At 71.9% G+C, this 15,018-nt stretch carries 12 protein-coding genes; 6 read left to right on the top strand and 6 right to left on the bottom strand.

Features of this window, described 5'->3' with window-relative positions:
* Positions 1 to 47: 47 nt before the first annotated feature.
* Together ACLJWH_RS21365 and ACLJWH_RS21360 are read left to right on the top strand one after the other, a co-directional pair.
* The gene (locus ACLJWH_RS21365) at positions 48 to 1,328 is read left to right on the top strand and encodes a hypothetical protein (protein WP_411143340.1); all 1,281 of its coding nucleotides are present in this window, start codon (positions 48 to 50) and stop codon (positions 1,326 to 1,328) included.
* Positions 1,325 to 1,966 (top strand): hypothetical protein, encoded by a 642-nt coding sequence (locus ACLJWH_RS21360; RefSeq protein WP_411143339.1) that lies wholly within the window; start codon positions 1,325 to 1,327, stop codon positions 1,964 to 1,966. The genes ACLJWH_RS21365 and ACLJWH_RS21360 overlap by 4 nt, the downstream gene beginning before the upstream one ends.
* Here ACLJWH_RS21360 and ACLJWH_RS21355 read toward each other — a convergent pair.
* The gene (locus ACLJWH_RS21355) at positions 1,959 to 4,127 is read right to left on the bottom strand and encodes a tetratricopeptide repeat protein (RefSeq protein ID WP_411143338.1); all 2,169 of its coding nucleotides are present in this window, start codon (positions 4,125 to 4,127) and stop codon (positions 1,959 to 1,961) included. The genes ACLJWH_RS21360 and ACLJWH_RS21355 overlap by 8 nt on opposite strands.
* A gap of 238 nt (positions 4,128 to 4,365) precedes the next feature.
* Between ACLJWH_RS21355 and ACLJWH_RS21350 the strand changes: the two genes are divergently transcribed.
* The 4 genes from ACLJWH_RS21350 to ACLJWH_RS21335 all read left to right on the top strand — a co-directional run bounded on the left by ACLJWH_RS21350 (position 4,366) and on the right by ACLJWH_RS21335 (position 9,922).
* Positions 4,366 to 7,719 carry an AfsR/SARP family transcriptional regulator gene (locus ACLJWH_RS21350; RefSeq protein ID WP_411143337.1) on the top strand — a complete coding sequence of 1,118 codons (3,354 nt, stop codon included), beginning with the start codon at positions 4,366 to 4,368 and terminating at the stop codon, positions 7,717 to 7,719.
* Positions 7,720 to 7,857: 138 nt separating this feature from the next.
* Positions 7,858 to 8,052, top strand: a complete 195-nt coding sequence (locus ACLJWH_RS21345; protein WP_411143336.1) for a hypothetical protein — start codon at positions 7,858 to 7,860, stop codon at positions 8,050 to 8,052.
* A 249-nt stretch (positions 8,053 to 8,301) separates the two neighbouring features.
* Positions 8,302 to 9,330 (top strand): cation diffusion facilitator family transporter, encoded by a 1,029-nt coding sequence (locus tag ACLJWH_RS21340; protein ID WP_411143335.1) that lies wholly within the window; start codon positions 8,302 to 8,304, stop codon positions 9,328 to 9,330.
* Positions 9,331 to 9,412: 82 nt separating this feature from the next.
* Entirely contained in the window at positions 9,413 to 9,922 is a 510-nt protein-coding gene (locus tag ACLJWH_RS21335) for a hypothetical protein (RefSeq protein WP_411143334.1), read from the top strand.
* 195 nt (positions 9,923 to 10,117) lie between these two features.
* Here the strand turns inward: ACLJWH_RS21335 and ACLJWH_RS21330 are convergent, their stop codons facing one another.
* The 5 genes from ACLJWH_RS21330 to ACLJWH_RS21310 all read right to left on the bottom strand — a co-directional run bounded on the left by ACLJWH_RS21330 (position 10,118) and on the right by ACLJWH_RS21310 (position 15,014).
* Positions 10,118 to 11,059: an NADP-dependent oxidoreductase gene (locus ACLJWH_RS21330; RefSeq protein WP_411143333.1), complete on the bottom strand. Its 942-nt coding sequence runs from the start codon at positions 11,057 to 11,059 to the stop codon at positions 10,118 to 10,120.
* A gap of 239 nt (positions 11,060 to 11,298) precedes the next feature.
* Positions 11,299 to 12,495 (bottom strand): ABC transporter permease, encoded by a 1,197-nt coding sequence (locus ACLJWH_RS21325; protein ID WP_411143332.1) that lies wholly within the window; start codon positions 12,493 to 12,495, stop codon positions 11,299 to 11,301.
* The gene (locus tag ACLJWH_RS21320; RefSeq protein WP_411143331.1) at positions 12,492 to 13,409 is read right to left on the bottom strand and encodes an ABC transporter ATP-binding protein; all 918 of its coding nucleotides are present in this window, start codon (positions 13,407 to 13,409) and stop codon (positions 12,492 to 12,494) included. The genes ACLJWH_RS21325 and ACLJWH_RS21320 overlap by 4 nt, the downstream gene beginning before the upstream one ends.
* Positions 13,406 to 14,512, bottom strand: a complete 1,107-nt coding sequence (locus ACLJWH_RS21315) for a peptidoglycan-binding protein (RefSeq protein WP_411143330.1) — start codon at positions 14,510 to 14,512, stop codon at positions 13,406 to 13,408. Before ACLJWH_RS21315 ends, ACLJWH_RS21320 begins: the two co-directional genes overlap by 4 nt.
* Positions 14,502 to 15,014 (bottom strand): hypothetical protein, encoded by a 513-nt coding sequence (locus ACLJWH_RS21310; RefSeq protein ID WP_411143329.1) that lies wholly within the window; start codon positions 15,012 to 15,014, stop codon positions 14,502 to 14,504. The genes ACLJWH_RS21315 and ACLJWH_RS21310 overlap by 11 nt, the downstream gene beginning before the upstream one ends.
* Between the last annotated feature and the right edge of the window lie 4 nt (positions 15,015 to 15,018).

Genomic DNA, 15,018 nt, shown 5'->3' with positions numbered 1-15,018 from the left:
CGGCCATCGCGGCGGCCGGCCGGACCGATCACACATGGGGGGATGCCGTGACGGCACTGGGCACGTTCGAAAAGGATCCATACCACCGCCACAACGTACGCGAATGGCTCACACTTACGGGCCGCAAGCGGATTCTGTTCGTCGCACACACCCTGACGTACGCGAAGCGGCTGCAAGAGGTGTGCGCACTGCTGGAGTCGGACCTGCGGATCCAGATGGTGTTCACCACGCCGCCGCACCCGTTCAGCGACGGCGTGGCGCAGTTTCTCCACCGGCTCGGCAGCGCGGTGCTGCCCTGGAGCGAAGCGGTCCGGATGGAGTTCGATCTCGCGTTGGCGGCGGGACCGCGAGGCATGGGCGAGATCCGGGCGCCCCTGATCACGCTGCCGCACGGCGCCAACTACCTCAAGCGCGTCACCGAGGGATCGGACACCCGGGTGGCGGGGCTGGGGCGGCAGGACATCGTCCCGGACGGCCGGGAGCTGCCCGCCGCGGTGGTCCTGCCCCACCGGGACCACCTCGGCGAGCTGGCGCACTCCTGCCCGGAGGCCCTGCCGGTGGCGGCCGTGATCGGCGACCCCGTCCACGACCGCATCGTGGCCAGCCTCCCGCTGCGCCGCGCCTACCGCCGGGCGCTCGGCCTCCGGAAGGGGCAACGGCTCGCCGCCGTCGTCTCCACCTGGGGCAGGCGTTCCTCCTTCGGGTCCATCGAGTCCCTGCTGCCACGGCTGCTGGGCGAGCTGGCGGGGAAGAACCGCCGGGTGGCCGTCCTGGTCCACCCCAACGTCTGGTCCGGACACGGCGCCTGGCAGGTACGGTCCTGGCTGGCGCAGTGCGAACAGCGCGGCATCGCGGTGGTACCGCCGGAGGCGGACTGGCGGCCGGTACTGATCGCGGCGGACTGGATCATCGGCGACCACGGCTCGGTGACCTTGTACGGGACGCTGACCAAGGCCCCGATCCTGCTGGCCGCCTCGCCCGAGCAGGAGATCAACCCCGCCTCACCGGCCGCCGCGCTCGCGCTGACGGCCCCGGCACTGTCCCCCGCGCACTCCCTCAAGAGCCAGCTGGCGTACGCCGCGGTCGAGTACCAGCGCCAGCAGCGGACGGAGTACGCGGCCATCGCCGCGCGCATCACCTCCGAACCGGGGCGGTTCAGCCAGAACATGCGCAGGCTGCTCTACCGCATCCTCGGCCTCGGCCAGCCCGCGCACCCGGCCACCACCCGGCAACTGCCCCTGCCACCGCGGCTGGCGGCGTGGGCCGGCGCATCCGGCCCACGGGACCTGGGAACGGACCGGGACCTGGGAACGGAGGTATCGGCATGACGAGTTCACGGCACGCCGCCCGGACGGAGCGGGGCCGGACGGAGTCGGGTCATACGGACTGGGCCTACCGGGGTCGGCGGACGGTGCGGATACAAGCGGGGCTGCCCGGTGTCCGGTCCGCCGCCGGTCTCCCCCGCTCCGTACCGGCGCTCGCGCTGTTCGCCGCGACGCACACCGGCGGGTACCTCGCGGTGGCCCGCATCGCCGGGGTCACCGGGGCCACCGGAGGGAACGGGGCCCCGCCGGACGTCACGGAACCACCGGGCCTCGCGCCACCACCGGACGACATCGACGAGCACTTCGCCGTGGATGCCGAATCCGGTGCGGCGGACCGCTGGCTGGACTGCGCGGACGTACTGCACGGACACCGGCCCCGGCCGGAGCGGGCCGCACTGCGCTGGGCCGAGAACGTACTGACCCGTCGCACCGGCTGCCGGCTCGCCGCGCTCCCGCTGCCCGACGGCGGCTGGGCGGTCGCGGAACGCACCGGCAGCCGCCTGCTGCTGCCCACGACGGCGCCCGGTCGGCCGCTGACGCCCATGGAGTGTTCCCTGGTGGCGTCGTGTCTGCACGGGCTGCTGGTGGCGGGCGATGTCGAAGAGGCGCTGCTCTCCCTCACCGTGCTGCCGGTCAGCTAGGACGGTCCCCAGGGGGATCTGCTGGATCCGCTGGATCCGACAGCCCGGCCAGCAGATCCCCCACCCGCCGCGCGTCGGACGGGCTCTGTCGCTCGTACAAGGCCCGGGAACGCTCGTAGAAACCCCGCGCGACAGCGATGTCGGCCTGTTCCCGGGCACAGGTGCCGAGCAGCTCCAGCGTTCTGGCCTGCCAGTGCGCGGCGCCCGCCGCCTCGAACACCGCGCCCGCTTCGGCGAGTTGGGCCACGCCCGACTCGTACGCACCGGTCAGCACGCGGGCCCGGCCGAGGAGGGCGAGCGCCCGCGCGGCGTCGTAGGGGTCGTCCACCGCGAGCAGCGTTTCATGAGCCCGCGCGAGATACTCCGCGGCCTGCCGGCCGGTCCGCGCCCCGGACCGCTCCGCGTCCCCGCTCGCCAGGGCCATCTCGCCCAGCACGATCCGCGACAGGGCAGCTCCCCGCGGATAGCCGACCGCCTCCCACCTGTCTATCGCCCGTGCCAGACAGGACCTGGCCGCCCCGGCGCGGCCGGCCTGCCAGTGGGCCGTGCCGAGCCCGTGCAGCGCCTGGCCCTCGTCCCGTACATCCCCGGCCTCGCGGGCGGCGTCGAGCGACCAGGTGAACCATGTGATGGCCTCCTCGACGCGGCCGGCGGCGTTGAACCCGATGGCGCCGGAATTGAGCATCTGCCGTTCCGCCGTACGGTTTCCGGCCCGCCGCGCGGCGCGCAGACCGGTGTCGTGCGCGTCCGTCCACAGCTCGAAGTAACGCAGCCGGTGGAACAACGGCCACATGGCGTCGACGAGTTGCCAGGCGAGGTCGTCCCACTGCCGCGCGTAGGCGGCGTGCACGGCGGCCAGCAGGTCGTTCCGGTGGGCTTCGAGCCAGCTCAGCGCGTCGGTCCCGCGGGCGAAGGGAAGGGGCAGCTCCGGCGGGAATCCGTACTCCCTGGGCAGGGTGAACTGGCGCGGGGACAGCAGCCGCTGGGCCTCCGTCGCGGTGGCCAGAAACCAGTCGCACACCCGCCGCAACGTCTCGTCGCGGACCGCCATGCTCTCCTCGGTCCGCCCGCGTTCCTCGGCGTGCAGCCGGACCAGATCGTGGAAACGGTAGGCGTCCGCGCCGATGTCCTCGACCAGATTGGCCTCCACCAGCGCATCGAGCAGCCGGCCCGCCTCCGCCAGGGGGATCGCGCAGGCCGACGCCGCGATACGGGCCTCGAAGGTGCGGACCGGCAGCAGCGCGAGGCGCCGGTAGAGCCGCCTGACGTCAGCGGTCAGCACGCCGTACGACTCGTCCAGTGCGTGGTACACCGAGGACTCCGACTCCCCTTCTATCGCCAGCGCCGCCAGCCGGCCGCGCTCCTGGGCGAGCGCGTCCACCATGGCGCTCATCGGCTGCCGGGGTCTGGAGGCGAGGCGCGCGGACGCCAGGCAGACCGCCAGGGGCAGCCCGGCACAGAGCGAGACCACCTCGTCCGCCTCGCTGGGCTCGCTCTCGACACGGTCCTGGCCGATCCCCCGGGACAGGATCTCCACGGCGGCTGCCCGGTCCAGCAGGCCGAGTTGGTAGTAGAGCGCACCGTCGGCGCGCAGGCCGGTGAGCCGGTGTCTGCTGGTCGCGACGACCAGGCCGCCCTGGCCGCCGGGGAGCAGCGGACGGGCCTGGGCGGCGGAGAAGACGTTGTCGAGCATGATGGCGATACGCAGCGCCGCGGTGACCGAACGCCACAGCGCGGTCCGCTCCCCCGGGTCGGCCGGCACCGGCCCGACGCCGAGCGCCCGCAGGAATTGGCCGAGTATTTCGCCGGGCGCGGCCGGACCCTCCGGTGAGTGGCCGCGCAGATCCGCATACAACTGGCCGTCCGGAAACCTGTCCACCGCGTCTCTCAGCCACCGCGACACCAGCGCCGTCTTGCCTATACCGGCCGTCCCGCTGACCACGATCAGCGGTGTGGCGGTGTCCGGGCAGCGCGCGTAGAGCTCGTCCAGGGCCGACAGCTCCCGCTCACGGTTGGTGAAGTGCGGGGAGACGGGGAGCAGTTGGCGCGGTACGGGGAGAGCCGGCGCGACGGCCCCCGAGTAGATGTGAAGCCCGCCGCTGACGGCGCCGGCCTGGACGCTCGGCCCGTTGATCCAGGCCGAACCCCCTATGGCGTTCACATCCCGGTGCATCCGCGCCCCCGTCCCCCTGCCGCCATGCTCCGTGTCCGCCTGCCGCTTACCCCCCTTGCTCCCTTTTTGATCACATCAGCACTACCCACGAACGGCCAAGAAGAGTCCGCTCCCGACCCCAACAGGCCGAATTCAGTCGCCTGTTGGGGTCACCCCTGGCCACCCCCTTCGGCGAGTGACATGCTCACAACGGTGGTGGGCTGCGCCGACATAGGGGGAGGCGCCGGTGGAAATCTTCGTGCTCGGTCCCGTCTGTCTCGGATCGCAGCAACGCCGGATCGCTCTGGGCTCCGACAAGGAACGGTGCATCCTTGCCTCACTGGCCTTGGCGGCGGGCCGCCCCGTGGCCCTGGGCGCCCTCGTCAGCCGCCTCTGGGACGGCGATCCGCCCGACAAGGCACGCCAGGCCGTCCACACCTACGTCTCACGTATCCGCAGGACCCTCCGCCGGGCCCAGGCGAGTACCAGCACCCCCGACGATGCGCGGACCGGCCGCGCCACCGACGCGAAGACCGGCACCACCGCGCCCGCCATCACCCACCACGCCCACACCTACACCCTCGACGCCGATCCGGACTGCGTCGACTGGCACCGTTTCCAGCGCCTCGCCGCACAGGCCCGGTCGCTGTCCGACGACGGGAACGACGAAGCCGCCGCCGCCCTGCTGCACGAGGCGGAGCGGCTCTGGCACGGCGAGGCCCTCGCCGGGCTGCCGGGCAACTGGTCCGAGCGGATGCGTACGAGCCTCGCGGAGAAACGGCTCGGCGTCACCTCGTCGCGTATCGCCATGGAGCTGCGGCTGCGGCGCTTCACCGATCTCCTCGGCGACCTGTCCGCCCTCGTCGGCCAGTACCCGGACGACGAGCGCCTGGTGAACGACCTCATGGTGGCGTACTACGGCTGCGGACGGCACGCGGACGCCCTGCGCGTCTTCGAGGAGGCGCGCCGCCGGCTGCGGGCGGAACTCAGCGCCGTTCCGGGCGAGGAACTGACCCGTACCCACCGGCACATCCTGCACCGCGGCCCCCTGGAGGCCCTCCTCCCGGGCTCCGCCGCGGACCACGGAGACCCCTCCGCCACACCGCCCCGTAACCTCCCCCGCCACATCCCCCTCATCGGCCGGCACACGGAAATGCGGCGGCTGCGGGCCGCCGTCGACGCGGTCATGAACAGCGGCAGCGGTACAGGCACGGGAGCCGGATCCGGTACGGACGCGGGTGGTGGCCGTGGCGGTAGCGGTAGCCGTATCGGTGGCAGTGGCAGTTGCGGCCATATCGTGGCGTTAGAGGCAATTTCCGGCATGGCCGGGGTCGGCAAGACCGCCATGGCCGTGAGCGCGGCCCACCTGCTCGGCGAGCGGTTCCCCGACGGGCAGCTGTACATCGACCTGCGGGCGCACACCCAGGTCCAGGACCCGCTGAGCGCGGGCGCGGCGCTCGCGGTGCTGCTCCGCCTGATGGGGGTCCCGGCCGGGGGCATCCCCTCCGACATCGAGGAACGCACCGCCCTGTGGCGCACCATCCTGACGCGCCGGCGCGTGGTCATCGTCCTCGACGACGCGGCCGACGCCGCCCAGGTCCGGCCGCTGCTCCCCGGCGCCTCCCCGTCCCTCGTCATCATCACCAGCCGCCGCCGGCTCTCCGGGCTGCCCGGTGCCCGCGCGCTCGCCCTGGACGTGCTGCCGCCGGACGACGCGGTCGCGCTCTTCAGGGAGTTCGCCGGCGCGGACCGCACGCGGGAATCGGACGTCCGGGAAATCGCCCGCATCGTCGGCCTCTGCGGCTATCTGCCGCTGGCGATCGAGATCGTCGCCAACCGTTTCAGCGCCCGGCCCTCGTGGACCCTGCGTATTCTTCGCGACCGGCTCTCCCGAGGGCCCGGCCGGCTCGGCGAATTCCGGGACGGGCACTCGGAGATCGCCCGCGCATTCGAACTCTCCTATCAGACCCTGACCGTTGATCAGCGAGCCATGTTCCGCCGGCTCGGACTCCACCTCGGTGCGGAGTTCGGGCCGCATGCCGCGGCTGCCCTGACCGGGCTGCCGCTCGACCAGGCCGAATGGCACCTCGAAACACTCCTGCGCTGCCATCTGCTCCAGGAACCCGCGCCCAACCGGTACCGATTTCATGATCTGTTGGGGGAGTACGCGCGCGTCCTCGCATTCTCCGAGGACAGCGAAGAAGAGCGTGACGCCGCCCTGCGCCGCCTGATCGACTTCTATCTCTTCGCCGCGGTCCGGGCCGATACGCTCCTCTACCCACGGCGCTTCCGCCTGCCGGTCCAGGAAATGGCCGATCTCGCCCTCTCCCCGCTGCCGATCTGGCACTCCGCCGAGGACGCCAAGGACTGGCTGACCACCGAGCGGTCCAACCTGCTGACCGCCGAGCGGCACGCCCGTACCCACGGGGCGCCCGACCGGGCCGCACTGCTCAGCCATGCGCTGGCCGGTTTCCTGGACGCCGAATGCCACTGGACGGACACCGTCCGCATGCACCGGCACGCCGTTGACCACTGGGAACGGGCCGACGACCGGCGTGCGTTACGGCTCGCCCTGCTCGACCTCAGCGCGACCCACGCGAACACCAGCGACTACGCCCACGCGGCGGAGGCCGGCCGACGGGCGCTGGCGCTGGCCCGTGCCGCCGACGACACGGACACCACGGCAGAGGCGCTCCGCGCCCTGGGCGTCCTGCACTGGCACCTCGGAAAGAACGACGAAGCGCTCGCCCTCTACAAGGAGACCCTGGAGATCCACCGGGCCTCGGGAAACGCCTGGGACCTGGCCAGAAGCCAGAACAACATCGCCATTTCGTTCCTCTTCCTCGGCGATCACCACCGGGCCCGCAAATACTTCTGCCAGGCCATCGAGAATTTCCAGAAACTGGGCGACCAGCGAAACCTGGCGAAGACCTTGAATAATTTCGGCGATTTACATACACAAATGGGCGAGCAGGGGCTCGCTCGCCAGACTTACGAGGAATCCCTCCGCATCGCGAAACGCATCGGAAGCCTTTCCGACCAGGCAACGGTCCAGGTAAATCTGGCCGGCCTCCTGGCCGCCACCGGAGACGAACTGGCGCTGGACATGTACCAGGAATGCCTCTTCATCTTCCGGCGGCTCGGCGACCGGAAGAACGAGGCGAACAGCTTGATCGGACTGGGCAAGGCCCACCACCTCTTCGGCCGTCCCGCCGAGGCCGCCACGTACCACGGGAAGGCGCTGGAGCTGGCCCGCAACATCGGCGCGGCCCACGAGGAGGTCGAATCCCTGCGACGGCTGGGCCAGGCGGAGGCCGAGATGCAGCAGCTGCCGGACGCCGCCGAGCATCTGGAAGCGGCGATCGCCGCAGCCCGCCGGATGCGCTCCCCGGGGGAAGAGGCCAGGGCGGCGGACACGCTGGCCGCGGTCCGCATTCACGAAGGCCGCGCCGAATCCGCTCGCACGTTGTGGCAACAGGCGTACGACATTTTCTCGTCGTTCGACCGGGGCGAGGCGGCTCGCATTGGAAAATATCTGAGCGATATGGCAACGTCATATTCGCCTGGCAAAAAGAATGCGGACCTACCCGACGGATCATGAAACATATCCGTACACGCCGATCCGGCCCCTTTGCGTACGCCGCATCTTTACGCTTTTGCGTTGCCAATCCTCACCGTGATAATCCTCTGCTCCGAAGAACTCATTTCGCATCCGAGGATTCACGTGAAAAAACACATCATGGCCTGTGCCGCTACCGCTGCAATTGCGAGCGCCGTCTTCATCGGGGCACAGCAGACCACGGCTTCGGCCGCGACGGCGGCGGACTCGGCCGGTGCTCCCCGCGCCATAGCCGGTACGGCCCAGGAGCAGCGCTCGTCCCCCGCCTCCGCTGACGAGCAGGTCTGCATCCCGACCGTGGCGCGCCCGGCCTGAAGCTCTGCAATCCCGGCGCCGGCCGTCGTCACCTGACGACGGCCGGCGCCGTGGCCTTTGGGCGACGTACAAGGGGTGCCGACGGACCGTCGCACTCCGTTTCCGCTCCCCCCGCCAAAACCGTCCGCACCGCTGTGACCAGGCACGATAGCCCGTTCGGCGGTAATGACAACGGTCACCGGTGCAGCCTTTGGATCTTTCGCCGAAGTGCGGTTTGCTTCCCAGCGACGACCCAGGAAGGAGCGCGCCATGACCGAGCACGCCCACGGGCACGACGAGGGCACCGCCCACGCGCACAGCCATTCGCACGCCGTCTCGCCGGACGCCGACCGGCGCTGGCTGCGCGCCGCGCTCATCCTGCTCACCGCGTACATGACGGTCGAAGTCGTCATCGGCTTCGTGGCGCAGTCGCTGGCGCTGATCTCGGACGCCGCCCATATGCTCACCGACGCGGTCTCGATCGTGCTCGCCCTGATCGCGATGCGGCTGGCCGCCAAACCGGCCCGCGGCGGCTACACCTACGGCCTCAAGCGCGCCGAGATCCTCTCCGCCCAGGCCAACGGCCTCACGCTGCTGCTGCTCTCCGTCTGGCTGGGGTACGAGGCGATCGTCCGGCTGATCTCGCCCCCCGCGGTCACCGGCGGGCTGGTGCTGATCACCGCGCTGTCCGGTGTCGTGGTGAACCTCATCTGCACCTGGATGCTCTCCAAGGCCAACCGCGCCAGCCTGAACATCGAGGGCGCCTACCAGCACATCCTGACCGACCTGTTCGGCTTCATCGCCACCGCGGTCTCCGGTCTGATCGTGCTGACCACCGGCTTCGAACGGGCCGACGCGATCGCCTCGCTCGTGGTCGTCGCGCTGATGCTGAAGGCCGGTACGGGGCTGGTCCGCGAGTCCGGCCGGATCTTCATGGAGGCCGCGCCGGCCGGTATCGACCCGGACGCGCTGGGCGATCACCTGGTCGCGGCCGACGAGGTCGTCGAGATCCACGACCTGCACATCTGGCAGATCACCTCCGGGCAGTCGGCGCTCTCCGCGCACATCCTGGTGGCGCCGGGCGGCGACTGCCACAAGGTCCGCCGCTCCCTCCAGGAGTTGCTGAGCGCGGAGTACGGCATCACGCACGCCACCCTCCAGGTCGACCACGTCGGCGAGCAGGGCTCCGCCGACGACGTACTGCGGCTGACCGCCGGCCCCGCGCCCGGCCCCCTCCCCGCCGAGCACTGCGAGGACACCCACGGCCCCGTCCACCGGCCGGGCCCGCACCGGCACTGAGCCCGCCCCGCGGAACCGCCAGGCACCGCCCGCCGCCCCGCGGGACCGCCGGGCGCCGCTCGCCGTCGCGGTGTCGGTGGAGGTGACCGACGGTGTCGATCACGCCGACGCCGGTCAGCGGCTCGACTACCGCGTCACCGTCCACAACCTGGGCGCCACCGGACTGCCCGGCACCCGTGTCGAGCAGCAGATGCCCGCCACCACGGCCGCGGCGACGGCGGACGGCGGCACCGTCGTGGACGACGGGACGGGGGCGCGGAAGGCCGTCTGGCGAACGGATCTGGGCGCGTACGACGAGCGGGTCTTCACCGCCTCGGCCACCCTCGGCGAGCGCCCCACCCCCGCCGGTACGACCGCCCCGGGCACCCTGCGGGCCGCCGTCACCGTCTGCGTCTACGTGTACGGCCAGGCCGCCCCCACCGCCTGTTCCGGCGATCTGGACGATCTGCCCGAGACCCACCCGGAAGGCCCCGGCACCGGCCTGGTGTGGTGGGCGGTGGCCCTCGGGGTCTGCGCCGTACTCGCCCCGGGCGTACGCCGCGCCGTCCGCCGCCGCCGTGGTGGAAGGGGTGGCGGCGGTGGCAGCACGTGACCTGGGGCGGCGGTGCCCGTGCCCGGCGGGGGCCGGATCCGCGGAGTGCCGCCCCGGGGCCGTCCGGCGGCGGGGATACGAGGTGGCACCGCCTCCGGACCCTCGCCCGCGGGCGGTCGGCCGCCCGGGTGGTGGGCGGCCGTCCGCCGTCGGAGCGTCCCGAGTCCGCTCCGGTCCTGAGGTCGCGGGGCGCCGTCAGATGGCCAGCACCGTTTTGCCCCGGGCGCGGCCCGTGCGGCTGGCCGTCAGGGCTCCGGGGGCCTCCTCCAGGGAGACTTCGCTGCCGACGAGGACGGTCAGGCGGCCCGCGTCGACGTGGCCCGCGAGGATCTCCAGGAGTTGCGGGGAAGGGCGGTTGACGAAGTTGAAGCCGCGCAGGTTGTGCTCGGTCAGGTCGTCCGCGTCGGCCGAGCCGATGGTGGAGACGGCCGTGCCGCCGTCCCGTACGATCCGGGTCATCTCGCTGAACTCCCCGGGGCCGCTGATCAGGTCGATCAGTACGTCCACGCCGTCCGGATGGGCCGCCAGAACCTGTTCGGCGACCTGGCCCGCGGTGTGGTCGACGGTCTCGGCGGCGCCCAGGTTCCGCATCAGTTCCGCCATCGCGGGCCGCGCGGTGGCGATCACCTCGGCGCCGCGGCCGGCCGCCAGCTGAGTGGCGAAGGTGCCGACCCCGCCGGTCGCGCCGACGATCAGTACCCGCCGGCCCTCGCTGACGCGGGTCTCCTCGACCAGGTTGTACGCCGTCATCCCGGCCGTCGGCAGCGCCGCCGAGGTCGCGTAGGTGACGCTGCGGGCGGCCGGTGCGAGCGACGCCTCGGTGGCCACCGCGAAGTCGGCGTACGAACCGCCGCCCCGCTCCACCCGCTGGAACTGGCCGAACACCGGGTCGCCGACCGTGAACCGCCGTACGCCGGTCCCGACGGCGGCCACTTCACCCGCCCCGTCCGACCCCATGACCAGCGGGAAGACGGTCGGCATGGCGTCCCCGAAGATGCCGTCGGCGATCTTCCAGTCGATGGGGTTGACCCCGGCTGCGGACAGCCGTACCAGGACCTCACCCGGCCCTGGTTCGGGCTGTGGCAGATCCATGAGCTGTGGCTGTTCACCGAATGCGCTGACTGCTACGGCTCTCATCGTGGCGTTCCCTTCCACCCTTCGACCGGAGGCCGGTGTGGATCGTAAGCACGCCGGTGGGGCCGGATGCGGCAGGACGAGAGGCGGTGCCCCGGAAGCAACTCGTACGGCCCCGCGCCCGGCCGGGTCCGGCCCCCGCCGGGCGCGGGTGCCACGCAGTCTCCCCCGTCCGCGACGGCCCCGGGTCCTGTCCCGCGCGGTGCACCGGACAGGACCCGCGCGGCACCGGACGCGGTGGCCTAAACGGCCTGCAAGGCGAGCGTCGGGGAGAGCCGGGCGGCCCGTACCGCCGGGTAGAGGCCGGCGATCGTGCCGATCACCAGGGTCGCGCCGAAGCCGCCGCCGACCGCCCACAGGGGCACCACCCACGGCATACCGCCCGAGGCCGCGAAGACATAGGTCGCGGCCGCGCCCAGGATGATGCCGGCGATGCCGCCGAGCCCCGAGAGCAGCAGGGACTCGGTCACGAACTGGATCCGGACCTGGCCGCGGGTGGCGCCCATCGAGCGCCGCAGCCCGATCTCGTGGCGGCGCTCCAGCACCGAGATGATCATGGTGTTGGCGACTCCGACGCCACCCACCAGCAGCGCCACCCCGCCCAGTCCGAGCAGCAGGTTGGTGAACGCGCCCTCGGTCGCCGCCTTGGCCTGGAGCGCCGAGGACGGGTCGGTGACCTGGATGTTGCTCGGGTTCTCCGGGTCGACGGTGCGCGGGATCAGGTCGCGTACGCCGCGCACGGAGGCGTCGGTGGACCGCTCGTAGATCGACGTGGGGTGGCCGTCGAAGCCGAGCAGCTTGCCCGCGGCCGACCAGCCGACCAGGGCGGACCGCTCGATCTCCGGGGCCAGCGGCAGCGGGCCGAGGATGCCGACGACGGTGAAGTACCGGCCGTCGATGTAGACCTGCTGACCGGGCTCGGTGATGCCGAGGCGCTCGGCGCTGACGTGGCCGAGCACGACGGAGGGATAGCGGCCGTTGGCGCCGTTGAGCCAGGTGCCGGACGCCATCGCCCCGCGCAGCACCTTCAGCAGCCCCTCGTCCGCGGCCTTGAGCGTGATACCGCCGGACTCCTCCGCCGGGATCTTCTCGCTGCGCCGCACCGCCTGGGGCAGATCACCGGTGGCGCCGACCTGCTGCACCCCGTCGATCCGCCCCACCATGCCGGGGGCCTCCTTCGGCAGTTTCACCTCCTCGCCGAACATCCCCTGACCGGGCGAGGCGACCAGCATATTGGTGCCCAACGCGTCCAGCTTCTCCAGGAGTTGGGCCTTGCTGGAGGCGGAGATGCCGACCACCGCGATCATCGTCGCGATGCCGATGGCGATGCCGAGGGCGGACAGGACGACCCGCATGGGGCGGGTACGGAGCCCGGCCGAGCCGACGTGCAGGACGTCGCGCGGGCCGAGGGACGCCGGGGAGAGCCTGGTACGCCTCACCGCTCGGCGCTCCGGATGCCGGGGTGCCCGGTGCCGGACGCCCTGCGTTTCCCGGTGGGGGCCGCACGCCCCTCGTCCGCGACCACCTGGCCGTCCCGGATCCGTACCTGGCGCGGCAGCTCCGCGGCGATCTCGCTGTCGTGAGTGATGACGGCGATGGTGGCGCCCTCCTTGTTGAGGTCGTGCAGCAGCGCCATGACGGCCTCGCCGGAGGCGGAGTCCAGCGCGCCGGTCGGCTCGTCCGCCAGCAGCAGATCGGGTTCGCCGACCACCGCCCGCGCGATGGCCACCCGCTGTTTCTGGCCGCCCGACAGTTCGTGCGGGCGGTGCGTCATCCGGTCCGCGAGGCCCACCCGGTCCAGCGCGACCGCTGCCCGGCGGCGCCGCTCGGCGCGCGGCAGCCCGGAGTAGAGCAGCCCCTCGGCGACGTTGTCCTGCGCGCTGATACCGGGCACCAGGTGGAAGGACTGGAAGACGAAGCCGATGTGCTGGGCGCGCAGCGCGGAGAGCCGGCGGTCGGTCAGCGTGGCGACGTCATGGCCCGCGATGGTGACCGAGCCCGCGGTCGGCCGGTCCAGGGTGCCGATGATGTGCAGCAGGGTGGACTTGCCGGAGCCGGACGGGCCGACGATGGCCAGCAGTTCCGCACGCGCCACCCGCAGGTCCACCCCGCGCAGCGCGGCGACCCCGCCCGGGTACTCCTTGGTGACGCCGGCCAGCTCGACGACGTGATCGGGGGCACCGGTGAAGCCGTCGGCGGCGCCCGCGACGTGGCCGGCGAGGTCGACGGCGGATCCGATGCCCGCGGCGCCGACGGCGGATCCGGTGCCGGCAGGACCGACGGCGTGCCCGGTGGGGCACGTGCCGGGGTCTGCCGGGCCGGGGGCGGCGTCGTCCGTGGTGCCGCTGCTCATGACTTCGGCACCCCGACCTTCATGCCCTGCTTCAGACCGCCGCCGGACACCTCGACCCTGCCCTGTCCGAACATGCCCAGCTTCACGGGTACGTCGCGCGCCGTGCCGCCGTCGACGACCTGCACGGCGAAGCCGCCGTCGGGCAGCGCGAGCAGCGCGTTGACCGGGACCGTCAGCACGTTCTTGCGCACCTCGCCGACCACGTCGACGGTGACCGGTGACTGGTCGAAGGCGGTGACCTCGCCGGGGTCCGCGAAGGTGATCCGGGCAGTGATCTTGGGGGTCTTGCTCTGCGGGTCGCTGCCCTCCTCGGTGACGGTCCGGTCGACCGAGGCGACCTTGCCGCGGGCGGTGCCGCCGCCGGGCAGGTTCACGATGACCTCGGTGCCCACCTTCGCCAGGTCCGCCTGCGCGACATCGAGCTTGATCTTGACCTCCCGCGCGGACCCGGTGGTGGTCAGCAGCGGCCGGCCGGGCGCGGCCTGGTCACCGACCGCCGCGTCCTTGCTCTTGATCCGCACCGCACCCGGCTGGAAGGAGATCTGGTCGGGCCCGGTGGTACCGGTCTGCTTGAGGCCGTGCGCCTTCTGCCAGCGCTTGACGGCGTCGGCGGTGCCCGCGGTGAACTCCTCGTCCACGGCCAGCCCGGTCCCGTGGCCCAGCGCGCGCAGATTCTCCTTCAGCTGCTTGACGTCCTCGCCCTTGTCACCCTGCTTGAGGGCCCGGTACATCGGCTTGTCGCCGTACATCAGCCGGACCTTGTGGCCGTCCACCTCGTAGAGCGCGCCGTCCCGCTGCACCGTGGAGCCGGTGTCCGGCAGCCAGGTCAGGATGCCGGCCGCGCCACCGTTGACCTTGCGTTCCTTGGTGTAGCCGAGCGTCCCGTCGACCTGGGTGCTGCTGCTGAGGTCCTGCCGCTCGACGGAGCCGGTCGCCGGCGGCAACGCGCCCTTGCCCTGCTGCTGTCCGTCGTCCTGGCGGCCGGTGACCGAGGCGATGGCCGCGCCGCCGCCGGCCAGCAGGGCGACGATCACCAGCGCGGAGATCAGATACTTCTTCTTCCGGCCGCGCCGCGGGGCCGGCCCCTGCTCCTCATCCGGCATTCTGGCCACCGCACGCCTTGTTGGCCTTGTCGAACTTCTTCTTCTCCTCGCCCTGCGGGACGGGCATCGCCTTCGACATCATCCCGTCCCCTTCGAACTTCGGGTCGGGCATATTGAAGCCGTTCTCCCGCATACAGCGGGCGAACTTCAGCGCCTTGTCCTTGTCCGCCTGGGTCGGCCCGTCCTTTCCGGCGTTGGGGCTGGTGCTCTTGCACGCCTCGATTGCCTTCTTCATCTTCGCCTGGTCGACGTTCCCGTCGATCCCGATGGCCATACCGCGAGGGTCCTGCCCCGGCTTGGGCTCCTCGACCTTCACACCGTGGTCCCGCAGGCACTGACGGTGCTTGTAGGCCAGGTCCGCTTCCTTGCCCTTGCCGCCCGCGTCCGAGCCGCCGGCCCCCGCGTCCTTGGTCCCGCCGTCCCCACCGGAGCAGGCCGTGGCGAATATCGCCAGGCCCGCCGCCAACGATGCCGCCGCCAGTGACGCCTTGCGCTGCCTCATGATT

Origin of the sequence: Streptomyces sp. x-80, assembly GCF_046549095.1 — a bacterium.
Classification (GTDB): domain Bacteria; phylum Actinomycetota; class Actinomycetes; order Streptomycetales; family Streptomycetaceae; genus Streptomyces; species Streptomyces celluloflavus.
The sequence above is the reverse complement of the archived record's forward strand: the minus strand, read 5'-3'. Positions and strand labels throughout refer to the sequence as shown.

Excerpts from the sequence above, each read along its gene's own strand:
- ACLJWH_RS21360 (WP_411143339.1), top strand. The coding sequence starts at position 1,325 with ATGACGAGTTCACGGCACGCCGCCCGGACGGAGCGGGGCCGGACGGAG.
- ACLJWH_RS21320 (WP_411143331.1), bottom strand. The coding sequence starts at position 13,409 with ATGAGCAGCGGCACCACGGACGACGCCGCCCCCGGCCCGGCAGACCCC.
- ACLJWH_RS21345 (WP_411143336.1), top strand. The coding sequence starts at position 7,858 with ATGGCCTGTGCCGCTACCGCTGCAATTGCGAGCGCCGTCTTCATCGGG.
- ACLJWH_RS21340 (WP_411143335.1), top strand. The coding sequence starts at position 8,302 with ATGACCGAGCACGCCCACGGGCACGACGAGGGCACCGCCCACGCGCAC.
- ACLJWH_RS21315 (WP_411143330.1), bottom strand. The coding sequence starts at position 14,512 with ATGCCGGATGAGGAGCAGGGGCCGGCCCCGCGGCGCGGCCGGAAGAAG.
- ACLJWH_RS21310 (WP_411143329.1), bottom strand. The coding sequence starts at position 15,014 with ATGAGGCAGCGCAAGGCGTCACTGGCGGCGGCATCGTTGGCGGCGGGC.
- ACLJWH_RS21330 (WP_411143333.1), bottom strand. The coding sequence starts at position 11,059 with ATGAGAGCCGTAGCAGTCAGCGCATTCGGTGAACAGCCACAGCTCATG.